At 49.9% G+C, this 24490-nt stretch carries 19 protein-coding genes; 14 read left to right on the top strand and 5 right to left on the bottom strand.

The annotated features are described in order from the left end of the window. Positions 1-243: 243 nt before the first annotated feature. From PJI16_14740 to PJI16_14760, 5 genes are all read left to right on the top strand, one after another. Positions 244-4056 carry a PAS domain S-box protein gene (locus PJI16_14740; GenBank protein MDT3778821.1) on the top strand — a complete coding sequence of 1271 codons (3813 nt, stop codon included), beginning with the start codon at positions 244-246 and terminating at the stop codon, positions 4054-4056. 9 nt (positions 4057-4065) lie between these two features. Then, the gene (locus tag PJI16_14745; protein ID MDT3778822.1) at positions 4066-4428 is read left to right on the top strand and encodes a response regulator transcription factor; all 363 of its coding nucleotides are present in this window, start codon (positions 4066-4068) and stop codon (positions 4426-4428) included. Positions 4429-4556: 128 nt separating this feature from the next. Then, positions 4557-6065, top strand: coding sequence for a BON domain-containing protein (locus tag PJI16_14750; GenBank protein ID MDT3778823.1), 1509 nt, complete (start codon positions 4557-4559; stop codon positions 6063-6065). Positions 6066-6287: 222 nt separating this feature from the next. Beyond that, positions 6288-6710, top strand: coding sequence for an STAS domain-containing protein (locus PJI16_14755; GenBank protein ID MDT3778824.1), 423 nt, complete (start codon positions 6288-6290; stop codon positions 6708-6710). A gap of 430 nt (positions 6711-7140) precedes the next feature. After that, a complete protein-coding gene (locus PJI16_14760; protein MDT3778825.1) occupies positions 7141-11337 on the top strand; it encodes a chemotaxis protein CheB in 4197 nt (1398 codons plus the stop codon). 600 nt (positions 11338-11937) lie between these two features. Here PJI16_14760 and PJI16_14765 read toward each other — a convergent pair. Next, positions 11938-12327 carry a hypothetical protein gene (locus PJI16_14765; GenBank protein MDT3778826.1) on the bottom strand — a complete coding sequence of 130 codons (390 nt, stop codon included), beginning with the start codon at positions 12325-12327 and terminating at the stop codon, positions 11938-11940. 251 nt (positions 12328-12578) lie between these two features. Between PJI16_14765 and PJI16_14770 the strand changes: the two genes are divergently transcribed. From PJI16_14770 to PJI16_14785, 4 genes are all read left to right on the top strand, one after another. Next, positions 12579-14090 (top strand): tetratricopeptide repeat-containing serine protease family protein, encoded by a 1512-nt coding sequence (locus PJI16_14770; protein ID MDT3778827.1) that lies wholly within the window; start codon positions 12579-12581, stop codon positions 14088-14090. A 648-nt stretch (positions 14091-14738) separates the two neighbouring features. Next, positions 14739-15044: a hypothetical protein gene (locus PJI16_14775; GenBank protein ID MDT3778828.1), complete on the top strand. Its 306-nt coding sequence runs from the start codon at positions 14739-14741 to the stop codon at positions 15042-15044. 183 nt (positions 15045-15227) lie between these two features. Continuing rightward, positions 15228-15536 carry a hypothetical protein gene (locus tag PJI16_14780; GenBank protein ID MDT3778829.1) on the top strand — a complete coding sequence of 103 codons (309 nt, stop codon included), beginning with the start codon at positions 15228-15230 and terminating at the stop codon, positions 15534-15536. A 3-nt stretch (positions 15537-15539) separates the two neighbouring features. Next, on the top strand, positions 15540-16259 hold the full coding sequence (locus PJI16_14785) for a hypothetical protein (protein ID MDT3778830.1): 720 nt from the start codon (positions 15540-15542) through the stop codon (positions 16257-16259). Between the two features lie 10 nt (positions 16260-16269). Here the strand turns inward: PJI16_14785 and PJI16_14790 are convergent, their stop codons facing one another. The 3 genes from PJI16_14790 to PJI16_14800 are packed head-to-tail and all read right to left on the bottom strand — an operon-like array spanning position 16270 to position 20182. After that, positions 16270-18252 carry a response regulator gene (locus tag PJI16_14790; protein MDT3778831.1) on the bottom strand — a complete coding sequence of 661 codons (1983 nt, stop codon included), beginning with the start codon at positions 18250-18252 and terminating at the stop codon, positions 16270-16272. Continuing rightward, positions 18249-18692, bottom strand: coding sequence for a response regulator (locus PJI16_14795; protein ID MDT3778832.1), 444 nt, complete (start codon positions 18690-18692; stop codon positions 18249-18251). Before PJI16_14795 ends, PJI16_14790 begins: the two co-directional genes overlap by 4 nt. A gap of 14 nt (positions 18693-18706) precedes the next feature. Further along, a complete protein-coding gene (locus tag PJI16_14800; GenBank protein ID MDT3778833.1) occupies positions 18707-20182 on the bottom strand; it encodes an ATP-binding protein in 1476 nt (491 codons plus the stop codon). 503 nt (positions 20183-20685) lie between these two features. On the opposite strand from PJI16_14800, the gene PJI16_14805 reads away from it, so the two are divergent. From PJI16_14805 to PJI16_14825, 5 genes are all read left to right on the top strand, one after another. Then, entirely contained in the window at positions 20686-20871 is a 186-nt protein-coding gene (locus tag PJI16_14805; protein ID MDT3778834.1) for a hypothetical protein, read from the top strand. A 22-nt stretch (positions 20872-20893) separates the two neighbouring features. Then, a complete protein-coding gene (locus tag PJI16_14810) occupies positions 20894-21046 on the top strand; it encodes a DUF3309 domain-containing protein (GenBank protein ID MDT3778835.1) in 153 nt (50 codons plus the stop codon). 49 nt (positions 21047-21095) lie between these two features. Next, positions 21096-21566: a hypothetical protein gene (locus PJI16_14815; protein ID MDT3778836.1), complete on the top strand. Its 471-nt coding sequence runs from the start codon at positions 21096-21098 to the stop codon at positions 21564-21566. A gap of 81 nt (positions 21567-21647) precedes the next feature. Then, positions 21648-23219, top strand: coding sequence for a cytochrome B6 (locus PJI16_14820; GenBank protein ID MDT3778837.1), 1572 nt, complete (start codon positions 21648-21650; stop codon positions 23217-23219). A 68-nt stretch (positions 23220-23287) separates the two neighbouring features. Beyond that, positions 23288-23710 carry a hypothetical protein gene (locus tag PJI16_14825; GenBank protein MDT3778838.1) on the top strand — a complete coding sequence of 141 codons (423 nt, stop codon included), beginning with the start codon at positions 23288-23290 and terminating at the stop codon, positions 23708-23710. A 153-nt stretch (positions 23711-23863) separates the two neighbouring features. On the opposite strand, the gene PJI16_14830 is transcribed toward PJI16_14825, so the two are convergent. Beyond that, on the bottom strand, positions 23864-24469 hold the full coding sequence (locus tag PJI16_14830; GenBank protein MDT3778839.1) for a BON domain-containing protein: 606 nt from the start codon (positions 24467-24469) through the stop codon (positions 23864-23866). Positions 24470-24490: the final 21 nt, after the last annotated feature.

The raw sequence follows: 24490 nt of genomic DNA on the forward strand, positions 1-24490 counted from the left end.
TATCCCTTGATTCTCCGGATCCCGACCCTAGGGAGGACGTCCCCTCAATCAGGTTCCATGAAAGGGAAAAACTGAGAAAATCAGAGAGGGTGTTTCCCTCAAGCGGGTGAAACACCCTGATTTGTCAACTGAAAGAATGGGACAGATGTGATAGGGTTGAGCCTGCGAATCTGGGGCATGAATCAAAAATCTGGTTTCTCTCCGTTAACCTGAGGGGCTCATACAGGTGAAAGGTCTTTTTCCATGATGTCATCAAACCAGATGGCAGAACTCATCCGGAATAAGGATTGGACGGATACTCCCTTGGGAGATAGAGCCAACTGGCCCCCTCAGCTCAAAACCTCCGTCCAAATAATTCTGGATTCGAGATTTCCTATGTTTATCTGGTGGGGAGAGCATCAGATCAATATTTATAACGATGCCTATATCCCGATGTTGGGAAATCGGCATCCGGAGGCCTTGGGGGAATGTGCCTCGAAAATTTGGGCAGATATTTGGGAGGTCATTGATCCGCAAGTGCAAATGGTGTTTCAGGAAGGTCGAGCAACCTGGAATGAAGACCTTCCGCTTTTTATGAGCAGATACGGGTTTTTGGAAGAAACCTTTTTTTCTTTTTCGTACAGTCCGATCAAGAACGATCAGGGCATGGTCGTGGGTCTCTTCTGTGCCGTGACCGAAGAAACAGGTCGAGTCTTAAAGGGGCGAAGACTCGACACCCTCCGGCAAATTTCCAAGGTCACCGAACGGTCAGAGTCGGTTGAAGAAGTCTGCCGGTTGTCGGCGGATGTTCTTGCCCGGAGTTCGCTGGATATCCCCTTCAGTTTGATATATCTATGGGACGCTGAAGAGCGTCATGTGTGTTTGAGGGCACAGTCGGGATTGGCGCCGGAATCCTCCCTTGTTCCGAATCGCCTGGAGGTGGATGGAGATAATTTTTATCCACGGCCGTGGTGGCCGGTGTCCTTTTCGCCCAGGTGGGAGGAGGCCGCGTTTTCCATTACGGTTGATTTGGGTGCTTCTGCAGGAGTCTGGCCGGAGCCCTGTCGGCAGGGCATGGTCTTACCTTTACCATCGTGGGAGCGAGAAAAAAAAGCCGGATATCTGGTTGTGGGGACCAGTCCGAGATTAGCGGTGAATGGGAGATATTTTGAGTTTCTGAACTTGCTCGCCAACGGGATTTCCGGTTCTATCAACCGGGCGCAGGCGCTGGCCGAAGAGCGGAAACGGAATGAAGCATTGGCGGAACTGAATCGTGCCAAAACAGAATTTTTCAGCAACGTGAGCCACGAGTTTCGAACGCCGCTGACACTGATTCTCGGTTCCTTGGATGAGGCGATGCACCCGACCACTTTCCCCACGGCTCCGGCTGTGGCGGTGGCCCACCGGAATGCTTTGCGGATGCTAAAGTTGGTGAACACGCTATTGGACTTTTCCAGCCTGGAAGCGGGCCGGATGAAGGCACTATTTGAACCGGTGGATGTAAGCGGATTGACAAGTGACCTGGCTTCGACATTTGAATCGGCCATGAAAAAAGCCGGCCTGGAATTTATTGTGTCCTGTTCCACGCTGTCTCAACCGGTCTATGTTGATCGAAGTTCCTGGGAAAAAATCATTCTGAACCTGCTTTCTAATGCTCTGAAATTCACGCTGCAAGGACGGGTTTACGTGGAAGTCATTCCTCATGCGGAAGGCGTGGATGTTCGGGTTGGGGATTCCGGGGTCGGTATGAATCGGGAGACGCTTTCTCATGTGTTTGAGCGTTTTTTTAGGGCCAAGGAAGCCTTGGGACGAACATTTGAAGGAACCGGAATCGGTCTGGCCTTGGTGAAAGAGTTGGTGGAAATGCATGGCGGGAAGGTTCATGTTGAGAGTGAACCCGGAGAGGGAAGTGTGTTTACCGTGAGGGTCCCCTTCGGCTTTCATCACCTCCCGCCGGAGCAGGTAAGCCACACGTCCACGAAACCAACCGACGAGCGTTTAGCGAAGTCTTTCATTCTGGAATCCGAACAGTGGGCGGGAGGAATCGATCATGAGCCGTCCGGTCAAAAAGTTCTCCAGGATGAAAGAGATTCCGTTCAGAAGACGGATCGCTCACGTCCCATCATTTTATTGGTGGAAGACAATCGAGATATGCGGGACTATATGACGCGATTATTGCGGGCGGACTATGAGGTGGTTTCTGCATGTGATGGGCTGGAAGCCTTGGAGCAGGTTCACATGGTCCATCCCCATCTTATTCTGAGTGATATCATGATGCCTCGCATTGATGGGCTCGAGTTGCTTAAACGGATTCGGTCCAATCGGGACCTGCAATCGACGCCGTTTATTTTCCTCTCGGCAAGGGCCGGTCAGGAGGCGCAGGTGGATGGACTGCTGACCGGTGCGGATGACTATCTGGTCAAACCGTTTTCGGCGGCAGAACTGCTGGCCAGAGTGAAAAAAACACTGGTATTGACAACGATGCGTCGTGCTGCGATCGAATATGAATCCCGCTTCCAGCATCTGGCTCACCACCCCGATGTCATGACCTGGATCACAGAAGCAGACGGGAATTGTATCTTTCTCAGTCAAACCTGGTATGACTTTACCGGTCAGACGGAGGAAACCGGCCTGGGTGAGGGATGGATGACGGCTATTCATCCTCACGATCGTTCATCCATTCAACAGGCGTTTTACGAAGCGAACAGAAAAAGACAATCCGTTCGACTGGAATATCGTCTTCGGAGTGCAAAGGGTGAGTATCACTACGTTCTGGATTCCGCCTCTCCCCGCTTTGAATCGGACGGCGGCTATCTGGGGTATGTCGGTTTGGTGCTGGATCTTTCCTATCAAAAAGAGATGGAAGAACAACAGCGGGAAAGTGAAGAACGGTTTCGCACGCTTGCCAATACGATTTCTCAATTTGCCTGGATGGCCGACTCGACGGGATGGATTTTTTGGTACAACGCACGTTGGTACGAGTATACCGGTACCACGCTCAAGGACATGGAAGGGTGGGGGTGGAAGACTGTCCATCATCCTGATCATGTCGACCGGGTGGTTGAGAAAATCAGCCGATGTTTTCAGACGGGTGAAATATGGGAAGACACCTTTCCTCTCAAGAGCAAGGACGGAGAATACCGGTGGTTCCTTTCCCGGGCCGTACCGATTCGGGATCAGAATGGGAAGGTGGTGCGATGGATTGGCACCAATACGGACATTACCGAATTAAAAACGATGCAGGAGCAACTCCAACATCTGACAGCCAAATTGGAAAGTCGAATTGCCCGACGCACGGAGGAACTGCGCCATAACCAATCTCGCCTTCAATCGCTCATCGGGGAGCTGATTCTGACGGAACAGCGGGAACGACGCAGGATTGCGGAGGAACTTCATGATTTTTTGGCTCAGCTCCTTGTGGCCTGCCGGTTACGGGTCAGTAGCCTGGAGCAAATGGTGAGTGCTTCGGGGGGTCTGGTTTCTGTTCTTCAAGAAATTGATCGCATTCTCGATCAATCGTTGGGCTATACGCGCTCTCTGGTCGCTCAACTGGTCCCGTCGGTGCTGTATCAATTCGGGTTGTTAGAGGCCTTGCGGTGGTTGGCCGAGGATATGAAGGAATATGGGCTCTCTGTGGAAGTTCAAATGGATCGTGACCATCTGACCCTCACGGAGAATGAGGCGGTGCTCCTGTTTCAATCCGTTCGTGAACTTATGCTGAACGTAGTGAAACATGCAGGTGTGAACAGGGTGTGCTTGGCTGTCACCCTTTCCTCACCGGAGGAGGTCTGCATCGAAATTGCGGATCAAGGCAAAGGATTCGATCTTCACCTCATCGAACAACACAGCCATTCCTCCAATCAATTCGGACTGTTCAGTATTCGGGAACGTATGTCTTTATTAGGTGGGCGGATGGTCATAGACTCAACTTCCGGTTCAGGGACACGCATCCGCCTGTATGCATCCCTGCCCGATCAGGCGCGACCGAATGCGGCCTTTTCTTCTCTGGCTCCGGCCCCGATGGTGGTTACGGAGATCAGTCAGGAATCAAGTCCGGAAAGGTCGTCAGGATTTTGAGTCATTCTGGTGGATGATCATGCCGTGGTTCGGCAGGGTTTGCGAAGTCTGCTGGGCGCCTTTTCCGACATTGAGGTCGTGGGGGAAGCCGGGGATGGGATAGAGGCTATCCGTCTGACAGCATCTCTGCAACCCGATGTAGTGGTCATGGATATCAATATGCCCAAAATGAATGGTATTGAAGCCACCAGGCAGATTCGTCATCACCACCCTGGGATTCACGTAATCGGATTATCGGTTCGTCAGGATAAGGAAACGGAGCAAGCTATGCGTGGAGCCGGTGCAGCGGCATATTTATCCAAAGAGTCTGCCGGCCAGGAACTCTATCGCCTGATTGTTCAAATCGTCTGCATGCATCAAAAATTCAGTTGAGCCTCAACGCAGATTCCAATCCAGGACATTTTTTGTTCACGCTCGCCAATTTTGTCAACTGACATCCTCTGAGCGTTTCCTCATTCTAATTCAAATCTTTCCTCTGTATGTTCCATGGAAATGGGGGTATGCCGGTGCTGTTCCATATTGCCATATTTGCTTTGTCCTTTGGTCTGATGGTCGGCTTGGGAATAGCCGAAGAGGATGTGGAAAACACCGCCGAGGTTACGGGAGAAGGGGCTGAAGAGGTTGATGATACCCGTGTGGCCGTGGCCGTGAAAAATCGATTTTCTCGAGTCGATCCAAAGTCATTTTCTTCAATCGAAGTCACGGTTAAACATGGGGTCGTCACTCTCACCGGGACTGCGGATAGTCTTTGGACGCAACAGCGTGCCACAGAACTTCCGCAGACTATTCGGGGGGTTCGGGGAGTGATCGACCGCCTTTCAGTAGGACCGGTCGGCAGGATCGATGATTCGGTTCTCGAAAAGCACCTGACATACCTGTTCGATGAAAATCCTGTGGTGGAGCGCGATAACATTCATCTTGATGTTCAAAATGGGGTCCTCACCTTGAAGGGACGGGTGCACTCCAGACAAGAAAAACAGACTGCGCTCAATTTAGCAAAAATGGTCAAAGGCATCGTCGAGCTGCGGGACCTACTGAATGTGGAGGGTGTTCGAGACAGGCCGGATTCGGTCCTGAAGGAGGAAATCATTCATCGTCTGGTATTCGACGTCTGGGTGGTACGTCCATCCTTATTAAAGGTTCAGGTGAAAAAAGGGCATGCGATTCTGACAGGACAAGTGGGAAGCGCCTACGAAAAAGGCCGGGTGGCCGAATTGGCGTGGGTTGAGGGTGTCCATGACGTAGATGTGAGCGGTATCACCGTCAATTGGGTGTCGCCGGATCCGATGCTGCGTACTCAGCGTCCCATCTTTTCGGATCAGGAAGTTTCCAATGCCATTCAAGGGGTGCTGGCTTATGACCGCCGCGTGGCTCCCTTTCACATCCACGTGTCGGTAAAAAATGGGACCGTGACCCTGGAGGGCAATGTGCCTTTTCTGTCCATCAGACGTGAGGCTGAACAAAATGCGAATAACACCGTCGGGGTCCAATCCGTGAAGAACCTCATCACGGTCCAGTCTAACGCGACTCCTAAGGATGCCGATGTTCAGGCCCGGTTATTGGAGGCGTTTTCACGAGATCCTGTCTTGGAGCAGTTCACGCTTGGGGCCGTGGTGAAGAAGGGAGCCGTCCTGCTCACGGGGACCGTCAATTCGATTTATGAACGAAACCATGCCGAAAACGTGGCTTCCCGGATTCAAGGGGTGAAGAGCCTGACCAATCAAATCAGTTTTTCCACATCTGAAATCAAAAAATCTGATTGGGAAATTCAACTGGATTTCGAAAACCAGGTGTGGTGGAGCCCATTCTTATCGAGCCAGGATATCGTGGCGACGGTGGAAGATGGCAGGGCGACCTTGTCCGGTTCCGTGCAGCATATTCACCAACGTCTCATTGCCGAACAGCAGGCTTTTGAAGCCGGGGCGTCGACCGTGATTAATCGGTTGCGGGTTGGAAACTCTCCAGGTTCCGCGGAATCATCAAGTCCAAGGATTCCTGCCGGACGTTGAATGCGAGTCTGGTCATCAGGACCAATGTAATTTCATCAGCCACACAGCGTTGAGAGTGATGAATGACGAATGGAATGGCCGCGACTTGCTCCATGACGCGATTAGGTATTTACCCTCAAGGGTAATGTAGAGTGGTACGAGAGTCCGGAATGCGTACAATTGGGAAAATTTCTTCATACTTGTTGAACAATATCTTTATTTTCATGTAAGGAGGTCATTGTTATGAAATGCACCATTAGCACTCCTGGCCAACTCGTGGTCCTCACCCTCACGGTAGATCTCAGTATCAACACACCCAATTTGAGCCGAACAGATTTATTATTGGACCACGTGGTATCGTCACCGATTTCCTTACTTATAATAGATTTTAGGAACTTGTCTTGTGTGAATTCAATTGGGTCTTGGACCCTCTTCCAGATCGTGTTCAAAGCCAGGGAGCAAAAAAAGGCTGTCTATCTGTACAACCTCCAACCTGCCTTACAACCACATTTGAAAGAGGCAGGAATACTTGAAATGGCCCACGTGATTAACACCAGAGAAGATTTGGGGAATTTATTACACGGAAATTACCGACTTCCGGAGTCAGGCGCGAAAATTTCTTTAAAGGAGGAACAGGTTTCTTCTGCCAGCATGTCATCGGTGTAAAAATCACATCGGCGGGATTTAATATTGTATTTTTGCAAGATCAATTGATCACACGTTTAGGGTTAAGAAATCTCGTTTAGACATAAAATAAAAAACTGTATGCGAGGAATTCACATCTCGCGTATACAATTCGGATATACAGAGGATGAGGATGAGAAAGGAACATATTCGGTGCGAAATCTTTCTTTAAAGCCGTAAGTTAGGTAATATTCTCCCTCAATAAAAGATCAGCAAGGACTTTTGTGACCCCTAAAAAAAAATCTTCCAAGGGTCGATCTGCCTCCTCGTCTACCCCTTTCCCCAAAAAATCGTCAATACGCCAAAAAGCACGGAAGTCCTCAAGTAGGCTCTTTCTTCAGCACCAACTCGTTCCCCCCATCATCAGGGAGTTTCGCCGGACACACACGCCCATGCGTTTCCCATTGTCGGGATAGGGGCCTCTGCGGGCGGGTTTGAAGCTTTTACGAAATTCTTCTCCCTTCTTCCTGTGAACACCGGGATGGGGTTTGTGCTGGTACAGCATTTGGCCCCCGATCATGACAGTCTGATACCTGAACTCTTGGGGAAGCACTCGTCCATCCCCGTTCAAGCCGTCGCGGATCAAACCCGAGTGAAACCCAACCATGTGTATGTCATCCCCCCCAATGCCGATCTGACGATTGAAGGGGGGCTGTTGCGGCTGGTCCCCCCCGTTCAGCCCCATGGGCACCGGACCCCGATCGATCGTTTTTTCATGTCCCTGGCCGAAGACCAGGGTCCATACGCCATCGGTCTGATTTTCTCCGGGGCGGGATCTGACGGCACCAACGGTGTTCGCGCGCTCAAAGAGTACGGAGGGATGTCCATAGCCCAATCGGCCGAAACGGCCAAATTCAATAGTATGCCGAAGAGCGCCATTTTAACCGGGCTCGTCGATCATATTTTGACGATCGAAGAGATGCCGGAGACGCTCATGAAGTATGGAATGTATCTCTCCGGTCTCCGTGAGGGTAAAGGCCTGGACCATCTTGGTGAAGAAACGTTAAAGCGGTTGGATACGATCTGTACACTTCTGCGGCGGCACACCGGGCACGACTTTCGTCAATACCGCAGCAGCACCATTAGCCGACGGGTTCAGCGACGCATGCAGATCTTCCACATGGATTCCGTCACGCAATACCTCGAACGACTTCGGGAAAATCCGGACGAAATCCAGCAACTGTTCAAAGATCTGCTGATCGGGGTCACGCAGTTCTTCAGGGACCTGGAAGCGTTCGATGCCCTGGATCGGGACATTATCCCCAAAATCGGCCACATCAAAGGTTCAGGGGAATCCCTCAGGATTTGGGTTGCCGGCTGTTCAACGGGAGAAGAGGTCTATTCCCTGGCCATGTTAATGCATGAATATCTTTATCGTGAACATCTGGACCTTTCTGTTCAAATTTTTGCGACGGATATCGATGAACAGGCATTGGACACGGCCCGCCAGGGACGATATCCAGAAAAAATCGCCGAGCATGTGACGGCCGAGCGGCTTTCCCGGTTCTTTGAAAAGGATGGTTCCTCCTATCGGGTCGTCAAGGCCATCCGCGATGTCTGCGTGTTTTCCCTTCATAATATCGTCGCCGATCCGCCCTTTTCCCGCATGGATCTCATCTCCTGCCGGAATCTGTTGATCTACATGGATTCGGACCTTCAATATCAGATCCTTTCTTTGTTTCATTATTCCCTGAACCGGGGAGGGTATCTGTTACTCGGCTCCTCTGAACACGCGGCGGGGCACTCAAAATTTTTCCGGTCGGTGAATAAACGGCATCGGATTTTCCAGGCCAAGGAGATCATGCATCAAATCCCGTTTGATTTACCCTTGAGAGGGCCCAAGGAAGACACGTCGGGTCAGAAACCCGCCTTTCACCATCACCCGGAAAAAAACTTCGAATTTTTCGATCGCCTGATCAGACAGGAATATGGCCCGCCCGCCGTGCTGATTGATAGAGAGAGCCATGTGCAATACATCTCCGGGCAGACCCGAGATTATCTGGAACTGCCTTCGGGCTCATTGAGCATCAACCTGATCCAGTTGGTCAGGCCGGAATTGCGTATTGCCTTGCGCTCAGGCATTTTTCAGGCGATGAAAACCGGCAAGGAGATCGTTCAGGAACATATACAGTTTTCCAAGGACAAGGTCATCCAATCTGTGGATGTCATTGTCCGGCCCATCGTCAATTCGAAGGAAAAACCGGAATGGCTGATGGTGGTGTTTCGGGAGCGGGGCCCGATCGCAACAAGCCCGACGGAACCGAAATCCCCGAGGAAGCGCTCGAATGACCATCCCCGGATCATTCGGGAATTGGAGCAGGAAAACAACTCGATCAGGGACCATTTGCAGTCGGCCGTGGAGGAACTGGAGGCCTCGAACCAGGACTTGAAAACGTCCAACGAGGAACTGCTTTCCGTGAATGAGGAATTGCAATCCGCCAACGAAGAACTGCAAACCTCCAAAGAGGAAATGCAATCCATCAATGAAGAGTTGGGAACGGTCAATGCCCAATTGGTGAGTAAGGTGGAGGAATTGGACCAGTCCCATGCAGACGTGGAAAATCTTTTTCTGACATCGGACATCGCCACGCTGTTTCTTGATTCCAAACTCGCGATCAAACACTTCACCCCTGCGGTTCAAAAAATTTTTCGGTTTCGGGATATCGACTTAGGCCGACCCGTTTCCGAATTGGCGGCATTCTTGGAGGATGAGACCTTAGTCCCGGATATTCAGGAAGTGATTCGAACCTCAATGGTCAAGGAAACGGAACGACCGTTGGGCAAGGATTCCAGGATTTATCTATCCCGAATGATTCCCTTTCGGACCCAGGACAATCTGCTAGAGGGAGTGGTGTTGACTTTTGTGGATATCACCAGGATCCGGAAGGCGGAAATCCAGGTGGCGGATTTCTCGCGCCGGCACAATGCCATTGAGGTGGTCGCCGCTTTCGGACGACTGGCGCTTCAGGAACGGGATCTGGCCAAGGTCATGGACGAATGTGTCAGGCTGCTGAGCCGCACGCTTTCGGTCGAACTGGTCAAGGTCCTGGAATTATTACCTGGCAAACAGTCCCTCCTGCTCCGGGCAGGAGTCGGCTGGAACGACGGGATTGTCGGACACGCCGTCGTAGGCGCCGGTCGAGAATCGCAAGCCGGCTATGCGCTGTTGTCCGGTGCCCCGGTGGTCGTGGCGGATCTCTCTCAGGAAACCCGGTTTTCGGACCCCGCATTATTGTCCAATCATCATGTGGTCAGCGGCATGAGTTGCCTCATCCGCGATCATGAGGGCGTTCCTCACGGCGTCCTCGGTGTGCATTCCACGTCGAAAAGGTCGTTTACCGAGGAGGATGTCATATTTCTTCAAGCCATGGCGAATATTCTGGCCTACGCCGTCTACCGCACGGGTGTCGAAGCACAATTGCAGTCCATAAAGGATTCACTGGAAGGCCGCGTGGCGGAACGGACGGGGGCGCTCCTACGGCACCAACACCGTATTCGGAACCTTGCTTCAGAGTTACTCCTGACCGAACAACGGGAACGTCGCCGGATTTCGAACGAATTGCACGATTATTTAGCCCAGTTGTTGGTTGTCGGAAAAATCAAAGTCAGTCAGTTGCAGCAAAGCGGTGTGTCGGAAGAGCAGTCTCTCTTGATCAAAGAGGTGGAGGAATCACTGGATGAGGCGTTAACCTATACGCGCGATCTCATGGCACAGATCAGCCCACCCGTTTTGTATGAATACGGACTTCTGGCGGCCCTTCGATGGTTAGCGGAGAAGATGACCCGATATGAGCTGCATGTCACGGTCACCGCTCATCCTGATGACGAGTCTATTCACCTGCCCGAATCAACGGGGGTTATTCTGTATCAGGTTGTGAGAGAACTTCTTTTTAATGTGGTTAAACATGCCAAAACCGGAGAAGCCAGGGTTGAGATGACCCGTGACTCGCCTGATGTCATCGGTATTGAAGTGACAGACCGCGGATGTGGCTTCGATCTTGATTCTACCTTTGAAAAAATTGGCAAATCTCCGAAATTCGGTCTTCTGAATATGCAGGAGCGCCTGGAGGGTTTGGGAGGACAATGTGAGATTTATTCGAAAAAAGGGGAGGGCACCCGTGTCAGGATCACCATTCCCCTTTACACCCGTTTTATGGCAGACCCCGAGGCAGACCCCGAGACCCACAACCATTCCGAATTTTCTCCAACTGACGTTGAGAAATCCGGCGACCTCATTCGTGTCATTCTTGCTGACGATCATCCAATATTGCGGGAAGGGTTGGCCACCCTGTTGAATGCCTGTCCCTATATACAGGTGGTCGGAGAAGCCGAGAATGGTCAAAAGGTTGTCGAGCTTGTTCAGATGCTCCATCCTGATGTGGTTGTGATGGATATCAATATGCCGGTGATGAACGGCATCGAAGCCACCCGTCGCATCAAAGCCAGCCACCCGTCAATCTATATCATCGGGTTGTCAATGCATGGAGATCAAATTGTGATGAAGAACTTTTCTGAGGCTGGAGGGGACGAATATGTAACCAAAGGGGATTCCTTTAATTCCTTTGCCGAAGTCATTCGATCCAGTCAAAAGAACCATAGCTCTTCCTGAAAGCCTCACACCTGGCTTCCTCATTTCCCCTTCGGTGTTCCACAGCCATGCTGAGATGAAGACGAAGCATCAGACAAAGCCATGGTCCCGTCGAACCGGGCACAGATCCTTCGCTTCTTTCAGAATGACAATGAGAGGAGCTGGGGACGCAGTGGTCTGGGAAATCAGGAATAAAATATAACCAGTCAGTAAAAGAGCTTCCGCCTTCGGTTTCACCTCTCAATCCAGTATGACAGAGTCACAGAGGGTGAGTGTTTTATTGGTTGGTTCCCCTCTTTCAGGCATGGGGTGCGTATATCACTAGTCCAGTAAAACCCACCAGATTGTCATTCTGAACGATAGCGAAGAATTAATGTCCAGCTCGAAAGGCTCCAACGCTCAGCGAGATACATTGTGGAATTTATCCTGAGCGTCCGATTGACAGAGAGTGACCTCCCTCGTGGCAGATTATGGTGCAACATCCCTCCGAGGCCCTGTTTCCGGATCTGCCGAATAATTTGTTGACTCTCTCTCGTTTGGGCATCCATCCCCAGTTGGTAGAATGAAAATGGCAAAAAAAAGCCGGCTGAATCCGCCGGCTTTTTTCCCTGACTCTAAAGCTTAGTTCATGTCATTTGCTTTTTTCAGCATGACTGCGTGACCTTGCGGGGTGACCTCGGCTTTAATCTTGTCTCCCTCTATTAATTTTCCGGACTTTTCCGTGGATTCGTCCACATGCAATTGCACTTCTTTGCCTGTTGAATCTTTAACGGTATACAGATCCCCTTCGACAGTAAGAATTTCACCTGTAATCTCGGACCCCATAATGTTCCCTTGGGCGGATCCCATGGAGCTTTCGGAATGCTCAGGTCCGGGCTGGTTCGTGGGATCCGTGTTTGTGCCATGGTGTAATTCTGGTTCGTTCATGCTCTCCGGAGGCATTCCCATGGCGGCCGTAGATAAAAGACCGAAGCAGGCAAGGGTTAAAATTGAATTTCGCATTATTGTCATTGAAGCACCTCCTTGTTGTGAATAAACGGGAATTCATTAAAATGACCGGCTGTCCTTCTTCTTTACCTCTTATAGAGATTTCGCCGACCTGTGCATTAGACATACAGGGACACCTGGGTCATAATATTTAGAAGTACCAGCTGGATGGGAGAAAAGGCGATGGACAAAATCCGGTAATCTCACTCAAAAATATATGAAGTTCTGAGAGCTCTCAATTTCCTCTCATCATAACTCACAGATTCCCGGGACCCATGAATCAACACCCTCCCGACAATATGTCCTTATCCGTTCAATTCAGAAATGCTGGGCTATTCTTGGTGATCTTCTTGTGGGCCTGGATGGGCTCCGAAACCATCTGGGCATCAGAACGCAGTGACATTTACCTTCAGTCCCGCTCGAGTGCGGTTCTTCTGGTTTCTGTAGACCGGGAGACCAAATCACTGTCTTTTGGGACGGGTTTTTTTATGAGTCAGGATGGACATATTCTGACCAACGCCCATGTCCTGATCTCATCCGCCAAATTGCTTGTCTATGTCCCTGATCAGGGGGTGTTTACTGATGCGAAAATCGTCACCATCGACCAGGATGCCGACCTGGCCGTTCTTCATCTTCCCCAGGGTCATGACCGGGCCTTATCTCTTTTCGGAACCTTGGCCGAAGATGGCGCAGAGGGTCTCGCTGTGGGATTTCCTCGGGTCATAGACACGTTGCAAATGGGGTTGATGCTCCATGGCACAGTGAAACCGGTAAATGTCAGTGGGTTGACCATGGGCCGTTCAAGGACACAGGGCCGAACCATGCCTTTTCTTCAAGTCTCTGGCGTCCTTCACGCAGGAACCAGCGGTGGTCCGATTGTTGATGCGGTGAGTGGCCAGGTCTTGGGGATCGTCGTTCATTCGGTTCCGTATATTGGTCAGGCTACGGACAGGAAGGGCTCATTGATCGGGAGTGTTCAGCTCAGGGCCGATATGAGCTATGCCATTCCTTCTACGTTCATTCGGCAATGGTTGGCGGATCAGCATATTCCTTATGAAATGTCCCCGTCTCAGGTCGCCAGTTCCTCTTCTTCCGGGTCGCCTGGCCGCTTACCGGTAGATCCTCAAATATTAGGGATGGGGTTCTTTCTCACGGGTCATCTGATGCAGACGATTGCGGGGACCTTGAACGATGAACCCGAGTTTATGGAACTTGCCGTCAACCATTACGAAAAAGCGCTCGAAATTATTCCTGGGAATATGGTTATCCTCAAAAACATGGCTCTGGGCTATGGCGCATTGCACCGGTATAAGGATGCCTTGCATATCTATGAAGGCCTTCTTCAACAATTGCCGGCCGATCCTTTTATTTTGACCGAAACGGCCAAAACTTTGAAATTACTTCACTATGACGACCGAGCCATGATGATGTATCGAACTGTCCTGGATCATGAGTCGTGTCATCTTGATGCCCTCAATAAGCTTGGCAGTCTGTATTTCAGTCATCAGGAATATGAAAAGGCAGTTCCCACATTTCGACAGGCCGTGAAGTGCGAGCCTTCATCTGCGTATGCCTGGTTTTATCTCGGTGAATCGATGACCCGTTCCGGCTTGGTGGAGGAAGCTCATGCTGCCTGGAAGGAATCATTGGAGCGGGTTGTCATTCAGAATTCTCAGGAGAAAGAGTTGTTTAATCTCATGCGCGAGCGGGCTGTGAGTGGGCCTGCGATCCTCTCCCATGCCTCTCCGGTCGAGGCCATCAGCAGCCCGCAAGTTGTCTCCCGGTAAGACGCGGATTCTATCCTTCTTTTCTTCTTTCCCCGAATTTTTTTAAATCGTTTTCACTCCCCTGGTGGATGTTTGTTTCGTCGATGCCTTCAAGGTCTCAGTGGTGCCTGAGCCGTGCATCCTTGTCATGGGAATGTTGAATAGTACTAGTTTCCAAGGGGATATAGACCCACAGGCACGTTGCCTATCAGAGGCCTCGGGGCAGTTCAAAAAATTTCGTCCAGTCCTGCCTTGAGTCATATCGAAGAGAAGGCCGCAGGCATTGTTGCGCGCAGAGCATACTTCCAGTAAAGGAGCAGGGAAAAATGGCGACCTGCCTGCGCGCTTGCGCGTCGAAGCGCTTCAGCGCGTAGACGCGAAGCCACTTTCAGCTTTCGTCCCTACTTCGGCGAGGAAGAACCGGGGAAGGCAGGGAACGCCGCTGGCGGTCTTTTTCCACCAGCCTGTAATGGGCGCGATGAAATCCTTGTGGTGTGGGTTACTCTTTCGCCTCCTTATTCAGTTCTTTCACCTTCCTTTCAAAAATATTCAAGGGACCTTCCCCACTAGACCAAGGGTTTTCAGTAGTAGTGGCTTGCAGGGTGAGAATTTAGAGTCAGAGCATGATTATCAATTCTCAACCTTTTATGAAGTTATGAAGGAGGCGGTATGCAAACGTTGACTTTAGAAGCCATGCGAACTGATCACCCCGATGTATTCCCTCAATTGATGAAACAAATGCAGCAATCACATTGTTCGCGGTGTGGAGGAACGATGATTGAGGAGACGTGTATGGATATTTTCTCCGATTATGAGGATTTCCAGTTTCAGGCCAAGCACTGTATTCAATGTGGTGACGTGATAGATCCTTTCATCCTCCTGAACCGGTTGTTGAAAAATCAAACCGAAACTCCTGCCTTGAACTCATTTCCTCAGGCGCGTCCTCGTGGAAATGGGTTGGTCATGACCGCGTAAAAAGATGAATACTCTCGATAAGGCCGGGAAGTTGGTAAGGATTCACTGTTCTATCGAGAGATACGTTCAGGATCCCAGGGCAACGAAGGGTCCGATGGAGGGATTCATATCATGAGAAACAACAAATTCTGTTTTCACTGGATTTTCGGATTCGTATTCTGTCTCCTCTTTGGGGGAAACGGGATGGCTGCAGATATGCCGAATGAACCTGGTGAAGCCAATCTTATTCATGAAGACGTGAATATCATTACGGGATTGTATATCCGGGAATACTCCTTGAAGGGAGATGAGATCGTCGATTATAAAACGGCCCGCCAAATTATTTTTTTTGAAAATAACAAATTTTGGAATACGGTAATTGAAACCGTTGAATGGCCATTATTTTATTGGATAGACGAGAATCGAGATGGGGTTTTCGATCACTTTGTCGATCAGAGGGTAGAAGGGAAACGAGAATATATTATCCCGTATTTGCCGGTTTCGGGGAATTAGCCAATGAAACAGTTTCTACGGATAGCTCTTATCTTCAGGGTTTTGGCATGGGCGATTCCGGTTGTCTGGTTCTGCTCTTTACCTCGTCCCGCCGAGGCCGCACCGTCGTTTTGGCAGCAACAAACCGTGACATTTCTGGGAACCACGCTGAACCAGCATCATCAGCCCAAAGGAATTGTGGGAAAACTTGAAATCGCGTTCCGCAAACAGGAAGGTCAGGAAGTGTTGAATGTGTCCTTTTCCAGCGGACCGGGAAAATTTTCGCCTTTTACTCAGGTGGCTATTCAATCAGGAATTATGGCTGCAGCTCGTGTTGCGGGCCTGGATCCAAAGACCTGGGATATATTTTTAAAATTTCCCAATCCAGGTGTGACGATATACGGCGATAGTCTGACAGCAATGGTGAGTCTGGTGGTTCTAGCCATGGCCAACGATAACACCATCCTCCTGAGCCGAGTGATGACCGGGAAAGTGACCCGTGATGGACATATTGGGGCGGTCGGAGGGATACCTTTGAAAATCCAGGCTGCCTATGCGGAACATATCCGAAGAGTGATTATTCCTGAAGAGCGTTTACCTGAGGACAATGATTGGCAGACCCCTTTTCTGATGCAGATTTCTCCTGTTAATACGGTATTTCAAGCCTATCAGATTTTGACGGGGGCGAACCTACCCAACGTCGAAAAAGCAGGCGGACGGATGACGAAGAATGAAAACGAGTAGGAGAGAAAGGTTAGACGGGCTTTTTCTGTTGCCAGGATTTTCTGACCATGGTGACTAAGCTTTCGGCCGGTCCTCCTTTCGTGACAAAAGTCTCGGCTCCTGCCTCTTGGAACCATCGGGCCACATCCGGAGTGTCGTAAACAGATAATCCGATAATCACAGTTTCAGGAATGGCTTCTTTAATCCTTCTGGTCGCTTCCAGACCGTCCATATTGGGCATATGAAGATCCATCACGATGACGTCAGGGCGAAGGGATTCACACAGGGTCATGGCTTGTACCCCGTCTTCTGCCTCTCCCACGACTTCGAAGTCCAACTGAGAGTTCAGGATATGACAAAACCCCTCACGAACCATCTTGTGATCGTCCACGAGAAGAATTCGAATTTTCTCTGAATGAGAACGGAGGGAAGGTATCTTCTCGACCGCTCGCACTGTTGTTGGACGAGCAGTATGTGGTCGGAACTCCTCGATGCCCTTTTCTACCGGAATACGCAGGAGGACATGAGTCCCTTTCTGCAGGGTCGAATTGAGCACCATTTCTCCGCCGAGGGCTTCCAATCGTTCCCGGATGCTAAAGAGTCCAAAATTGGTTGGTGATTGCTCATTTCTGTCTTCGGCACTGTCTATAAAACCGCAGCCAAAATCTTCCACCTCGATCATCAGGTGGTGGTCCTGTTGAATGGCCAGGTTCACCGTCACTTCATTGACTCCGGAATGCTTGAGTACGTTATATAATAATTCACGAACCGATTGGAAGATGAGGACAGCCTGATCTTCCGGAAGGTTCAACGATAAATTTGCGCCGTTGACGTTGACGGTCAACCCCTGCTTCCTCATTTCAGATCCCAACCAGACGAGAGCTGCATAGAGTCCAAATTCATAGAGACAGGTCGGACTGAGTTGGCTGACGAGTGTCCGCGTATAGGTCAAGGATTGGTCCAAGAGAGCATCCGCCTCCTGGATCACCTTTACGAGGCTTTCCGTATCGGTGAGCGATTGACCCTGACCTAATTTCAGTCGGCACACGACAAGGAGTTGTGCCAGATAATCATGAAGATCCGAAGCCAACCGACGTCGTTCGCGTTGTTCGGTGACTGTGAGATCTGAAGCCATGGCTCGTAAGCGCTCCTGGTTGCGAGTGAGTTCCTGGGTTCGTTGGATTACGCGTTCTTCCAGGGTGCGATTGAGTTCGGCTAATTTGTCCCTGGCATCTTTTTGCGCGCTTTTGTCCCGAACCACTTTGGCGAATCCAATGAGGTGGTCCGTTGAGTCGCGTATGGCTGTCACTGCCCCGCTGGCCCAGAATCGCGACCCATCAGCTCGAACCAGCCAATTATCATCGTCCCCCTTTTCTACTGCCTCGGCCCTCAGGAGTTCGTTTTCCGGACGACCGTTGCGTTTGTCCTCATCGGTAAATAGCATAGAAAAATGTTTATGCAAGGCGGCGTCTTCCGGATAACCGAAGAGCCGCTCCGCTCCTGAATTCCAATGAGTAATGTTCCCGTGCAAGTCAAGCATGACAAAGGCCAAACCGGTGGCTCCATCCACAAATAACCGGTATTTTCTTTCGCTATCGCGGCGAATCCGGTCGTTCTTTTCCCGTTCTATGGCATAGTGCAGAATTCGGGAAAGTAGCACGGCATTCATGGAAGATTTCGGAACATAGTCCTGTGCCCCTAATTTGATCGCTTCAAGGGCTAAGGGTTCATCCTCATGCACGGTTAACACGACGAGTGGAATTACCGAGTTTGCCGACCGGATTCGTTTTAATGTTTCAAGGCCGTTGGTTTCGGGCAGGTTTAAATCAAGAAGGATGACGTCAAACGACGTGTTTTGAAGGGTTGTCAGAGCTTCGTTGAGTGTCGATGCGCGCGTCATATAAAAAGGAGACATGCCGGAGGCATCCTTCAGCCGTTCCCGCACTAATTCCGCGTCAGCAGGATTGTCTTCCACGAGCAGGATGGAATGGGTTGGAGAATGAAGATCGCTCATAACTCTGGTACTTTTGGAGGAAGTTTCACTACGGAGAGCCAGAAACTTTCGAGGGATTGAATCATTTTGATGAATCGCAGAACATCGATGGGTTTGACCAGATAGGCATTAGCATGAAGATTGTAACTACGCAACACGTCTCCTTCGTCCTCGGAGGTGGTCAGCACGACTACGGGAATTGTGCGCGTGTGGGGATCAGATTTAATTTCCTTCAGAATCTCTCTCCCGTCCTTCTTCGGAAGGTTTAAGTCTAACAGAATAAGGTCCGGTCGGGGAGCATCCTGAAAGGGGGCTGTCTGTCGAATGAAGGACATGGCACTGACCCCGTCTTGAGCGACATGAATGGTATTATGGAGGCGCGCTGCCTGAAAGGCTTCCTGGGTCAGGCGGATATCAGCCGGATTATCTTCTATTAACAAAATTTCAATAGGATTTTGCATGAAAAATCTCCGGTTTATTTTGGTATGGTAAAGGAAAACTTGGTTCCGTTTCCCGGTTGGGATTCGACCCAGATGCGGCCCCCACGGCGCTCCACGATTTTCTTACAGATGGCCAGACCGATTCCGGTGCCCTGGTATTCTTCCCTGGTATGTAGTCGTTTGAAGGGAAGAAAAATTCGCTCGAAATATTCCGGTTCCACCCCAATCCCATTATCCTGGACTGAAAAAAGCCATTCGTTGGTTTTTTTCTGGGCGGAAAGATGAATGCGTGGTGGTTTCGGGCCATGAAATTTAATAGCATTGGTAATCAGATTCTGGAGCAGATGTTGAAATTGTGACCGATCCGTCCGAATGATGGGCAGAGGGTCATGAGTAATCGAAGCCTGCTTGTCTTCAATGACCATGAGGAGATGTTCGAGGATTTCCTGAAGCACTTCCTCGCCATTGACCTGGACTGTGTTCAGCTCCTGGGCTTGGATTCTCGAATATTTTAGCAGGTCCTGAATGAGGGTTTGCATCCGATTCGCTCCATCGGTCACGAATCCAATAAATTCCCTACCCTGGTCGTCTAATTGGTCTTTATAGCGTTCCGCCAACAACTGCGTAAAGCCATGAATGGTGCGGAGGGGTTCTTGGAGATCATGAGAGGCAATATAGGCAAATTGTTCGAGGTCTTCATTTGATTGCTTCAGTGAGGCCGCATGGCTGGCCAATGTCAGGTTTTGTATGGCCAGGAGATTTTCCAACCCCTTTTGCTGGGAAATATCCCGTGCAATTTTAGAGGCGCCAATAACCTTTCCCCATCGGTCGATAATCGGAGAAATGGTTACCGATACAGGTATTTCCTGACCGTCCTTCCTGCGTCGAATCGTTTCAAAATTCTTTATCTGCTTGCCACTGTGGAGTTTTTCCAGAATATCTTTTTCTTCGGGAATCCGGTCTGGTGGAAAAAGAAATGTCAGGTATTGCCCGATACTCTCCTGTGGGGAATAACCGAACATCTGTTCGGCTCCGTTGTTCCAATTGGTGACCTTTCCCTCGAGTGTTTGACCGATGATGGCGTCATGCGTGGATTCCACGATGGACCCTAACCGAAGCCTGACCTCTGCTCCCTGACGATATTGATAGGTGAGTAGGGCGGTTGCCCAAATCATAAAAAGCGACAACAGACGATTGACCACAGCATTCCCGGCAATGGTGCTGCCGGAATGCACCACATTCACGCCCGGCGAATAGATTATTCCAATGATAGCCAAGACCGTACACACTCCTGCAACCATGAACGGGGATTTCGGATGTGGCAACCATGGGGTCAGCATAACGGCACTCACATATAACATGCCGATTGCCACGCCTGTTTTGGTGTACAGGTCCAATATGAATATTGCACCTATGAGAGCGCAAATGGCTATCAAAAGGCTTGTATCCCATTTTGGGGAGCGAGTGCCTGTTTGAGTTCCGTCCTGAGGCAGCGTCATGACTTCATCCATTTCCTACCGACCTGAAGAGGAGGGTCTCCGTTCCTGAGTATGGCTTAGTTTTCGATCTGAAAACTGTGTCATCCCGCATTACATCAGGATTCTTAAAATCGTTTTTCACAATTCGTGCAATCAGCGGGAGACCTCGTTTTCTAAAAGGGTCTGACTCTGAAATATATGGATACACAGTGTAATAGAGGTCACGCCACCGAATGATGGAGCTTTTCCCCCGCTGTTGTAAACCGAACGCCATTCGTGACATGTCGTGAAAGTACGTAGACGAGAAAAGTATAGCGTCAAGGAATAAGTCTTGTCTAAGAGGAAATACCCTACAGGTGCAGGCACAGGAGAATCCAGGGATATTGTTCACTCATTCCAGGGTTTTTATCAGGACTTCCGACCCAAAAAATTTGTAGTAATAAGGCAACCAAGAAAACGAGACAAATGTAATTTTGGAAATGAACAACCGGGCCTGACAGATATCAAATTAGATTAGCAATAAGGAGAACAAAACCATGAACAAAATTCTTGAGGAGGACATGCTAGGCAGCAATGGATCGGGGCAGAGTGGAAAGTCCCGTTGTTTTTTTGGGGACTGGCCGCGTCGGGCTCTACTCAAGACGGCTCTGCCTATGAAAGACTGGCCACGTTCTGTCCATGTCAGTGAGGAGACGATGAGCACTGATCATACAATCTCATGACGGAATGGGAGGAACCATATTTATGTCTACTATCGTACTAGTCATTCTTATTCTTTTATTGGTGGGCGCCTTGCCGGTCTGGCCGTACAGTTCATCGTGGGGGGCTTACCCCAGTGGTGGGTTGGGATTGGTTCTGGTGATCGTGCTGATTCTGGCTCTTACCGGAAAACTATAGCACGGGTCAGGTTCATCATTTTTTGCCACGAAAAACAAGGGGAGGCTCCATGCCCTTTAAAGAATTGACATTGTTGGCCGTAGTGCTTGGATCACTGTTTTTGGGTTCGATTGGGGGAATGTTATTGGCTTCTCCCAACCCGACCGAGTCAGCGTTGGCTTCTGAAAATTCAACAAAGCCGATCTCCACTTCTGCCCTTAATATTGTGAACCAGGAGGGAAAGGTCCGGGCTACACTTAGCCTATGGGATGGTGTACATCCAGCACTCATTATGGGGGATAATCACTGTAACCGTCGAACCTCTCTTGCTGTGTATGGCAAAGAGCGAACTGGATTAACCCTCTATGGCGAGGATTGTAAGCGGCGGGTGGCATTGGAAGTTCAGAGCGATGACCTTCCCACGTTTGTGTTGAGAGATTATCTGGATAACCCTAGAGTTCAAGTCGTGTTAAATAAGGACGGGAGTCCCCTTGTCCGGCTGTTTGATGAAAATGGGAAGACCTTGTGGGAAAAGCCATAGGATAAGCGACCATTTTCGGATTAACTTCCCGGTTATTTCTAGACCTTGTGTCCCTATAACGGCCATAAAATAAGGAGAACAATGGATATCTATTCAACAGTTTCTCAAGTGACATGGCGGATGAGCCGGAGTCTCATCATGGGGTGTATTTTGATCGCTAGCAGCGGTTTGGGAATGGGACTGGCTGCGGATCAGGGCAAGCCAGAAAGTTGGGAGGCTGTGCCCGGTTCGGGACAGCTGGTTCCTCAAATCGGGCCTCCGGCTGTGGTCAAGGATTGGCAACGGGCCTATCCACAATATCAACCGGTTGGAAAAGGGGACACCCAAGAATCTCCGGATGCCAAACCGGGAACTCCCAACCCTCCGGCTATTCATACCTTTGGTGGTCGAACTCCCAGTTCCTTTGTCTTTGACCTAAGTCCGGATGAACCATTGGAGAAGGTGATTGAGGAGGAAACCCAACAACGATCGAAGATTAAGTCCCAGCAGCAAGATCTGCTTGAGGAACGGTATGATTTGTCTCCCCAATTTGTTGAAGGGGTGACCATGACTCGTGGGAAACCCGTTCCTAAGGGACCCACGGCCCGCTTGAAGAATGGGCTTACCTTTGCCCAACTCGCCCGAATGCCGGAGGAGGACATCAAAGCAGAAGATCTCTTCCCGTATTTGCCGTTGCCGCATCCGCTTCACTCCACAGGGGGAATGGTGTTTCCTTCAATGATGACTGAAATTCATCCTGAGCGCGAACGTTTCGACGTGGTTCATGATTTGCCTGATCATTTTTTGCCGGAATTTCCTCCGCCTCTGTTCCTCACAAGCAGGCCGGATTTGGGAGATGTTTCACAAGGTCAGGAAATCACCAACGAAAATTTTTACGCGTTGTTCGATGGCATTCTTTCGCCGGTGCAATTTGACGGCGTTCGATTACTGGTGGAAAAAATCCCCCAGCAGCAATTCAATGCGACGGATGATCGAAAAACAGTGCCGCCCAGTCGTGGTGTGGCTTGTTTCGATTGCCATGTAAACGGGCATACGAATGGGGCCATTCATTTAAATCCTGATAACCGGCCACAATTTTCGAGGTTTCGCATTGAAACGCCCTCCTTACGGGGTGTCAATATTCAAAAAGTCTTCGGATCCAAGCGGGCGATGACGTCTGTTGAGGATTTCTCTGAATTTGAAAACCGGTCAGCGTATTTTGATCATGATCTGGCGACTGCCGAGAAAAAGGGTCGTCGTGATTTGACTCGCACGGAAGTGATGAAAATGGCACAGTTCCAGAAGCTTGTCGATTTCCCCCCTGCGCCGAAATTAGACCTCTTTGGCCGATTGAATCCTAAAAAAGCCACGGAAGAAGAGTTGCGAGGGGAGGCCTTGTTTTCCGGAAAAGCTAAGTGTGTAGCCTGCCATACTGCTCCCTATTTTACCGATAACCTGATGCACGATTTGAAAGTGGAACGGTTTTATCATGGTAGGGCCGAGGGATCTATCAAGACCTTCCCTCTTCGAGGAATAAAGGATTCCCCACCCTATCTCCATGACGGCCGTCTCTTGACTCTTGAAGACACGGTGGAGTTTTTTGCCCTCGTCACTGGTGTGCAGTTGACAAAAGAGGAAAAGGCGGATCTTTCCGCATACCTACGAACCTTGTGAAGAAAAGCTTTTCAATGAAGTGTTGATGAGCGGGCAGTCGGGGTCGCAGGAAAAATGGAGGATGTACCATGAAAAAAACAGCCGTTGCCGACCAGGTCTTCAGAGTGTCGTTATCCTGTCTAGGATTCATGTTTGTTGTGATGTCTCCCCTAACGGAACCCGTCTTCGGGGATGAATTTAAGGAAGTACCTACCGATGAAATTCAATCCAAAGACCGTTCAGAAAATCCCTCTACTTCTCCTTCCATAGGAGAGAAAACCAAAGATTCCCCCATTCTTGGGGAAGGGGTACGGACACCACCCGACATCGGAGCTTCAGGCACCGCATCGTCCACTCCTCCGGTTGGAACCGAATCACCGACAGACGACCCCCAAATCCTTCCCGACATCTCCCCAGTTCCCACGCATCCCTTGAATTCGGAAATGGCTCCAATCAATGAGAGCGAGCCGTTAGGGCAACCAAATCATCTTAAAAAGACACCCGAAGAATGAGGGACTTTTAGAAACTTTATCTTGGTCCAAAATAAAATAAATTTGTCAAAAATTTTAGCTAATTATTCTAATGAAGAAATCTTTAATGCCGGCTGCTTTGATATTCAACCCTAGTCCGTTTTGTTTTGTTTTTGCGGCAGGCTCCTTCCTTCGTTAATCTAATGTGGGATCGATCCATAAACGAATGCGGACATTCTTCGCTCCGGCTTCATAGGCGTTTTTCACTGCATCCACAATTTCCCCTCGATTTTCGACTCTTCCCGAGAGTATGACGGTTCCGCTTTGAGCTTCAACGCGGATGGGAACCGAATTCACAAATGGACTCCAATACAGCTCGGCTTCAACCGCCTCTTTCAATTTCTGGTCGTTTATCTCTCTCCATGGATGGTCAAGCTGAATTTGATTGTCCACGTTCGTGGCTCCGGAGTCATAAGCGATTTCGATCACCTCCACTATAGAATCGTGGTCTTTGACATATCCTGAGAGTACCGTTTCGCCCTGTTTCACATGAACCGTGATGTCGGCATTCCGATATGGACTGATCTCCAAGCGTCTTTGAATGCGATATTCTAACTCTTCGTCTGAATGCCCACGCCTATTGTCCTTGTCGGAACGCGGAACAAGTGTTTCCGGAGATATCGTTTCCTCAAAACCGGCCAGAGGGACAACCAGGACCTGTCCTTCTGTATTTTCCATTATGGTTGCGATGAATAATGGACACGTCACCAATACAACAAAATATTTAAATGGGGATTTCATAGGCGACTCCAGAATGATTCG

It is taken from the genome of Nitrospira sp. MA-1 (assembly GCA_032139905.1).
Lineage (GTDB): Bacteria > Nitrospirota > Nitrospiria > Nitrospirales > UBA8639 > Nitrospira_E.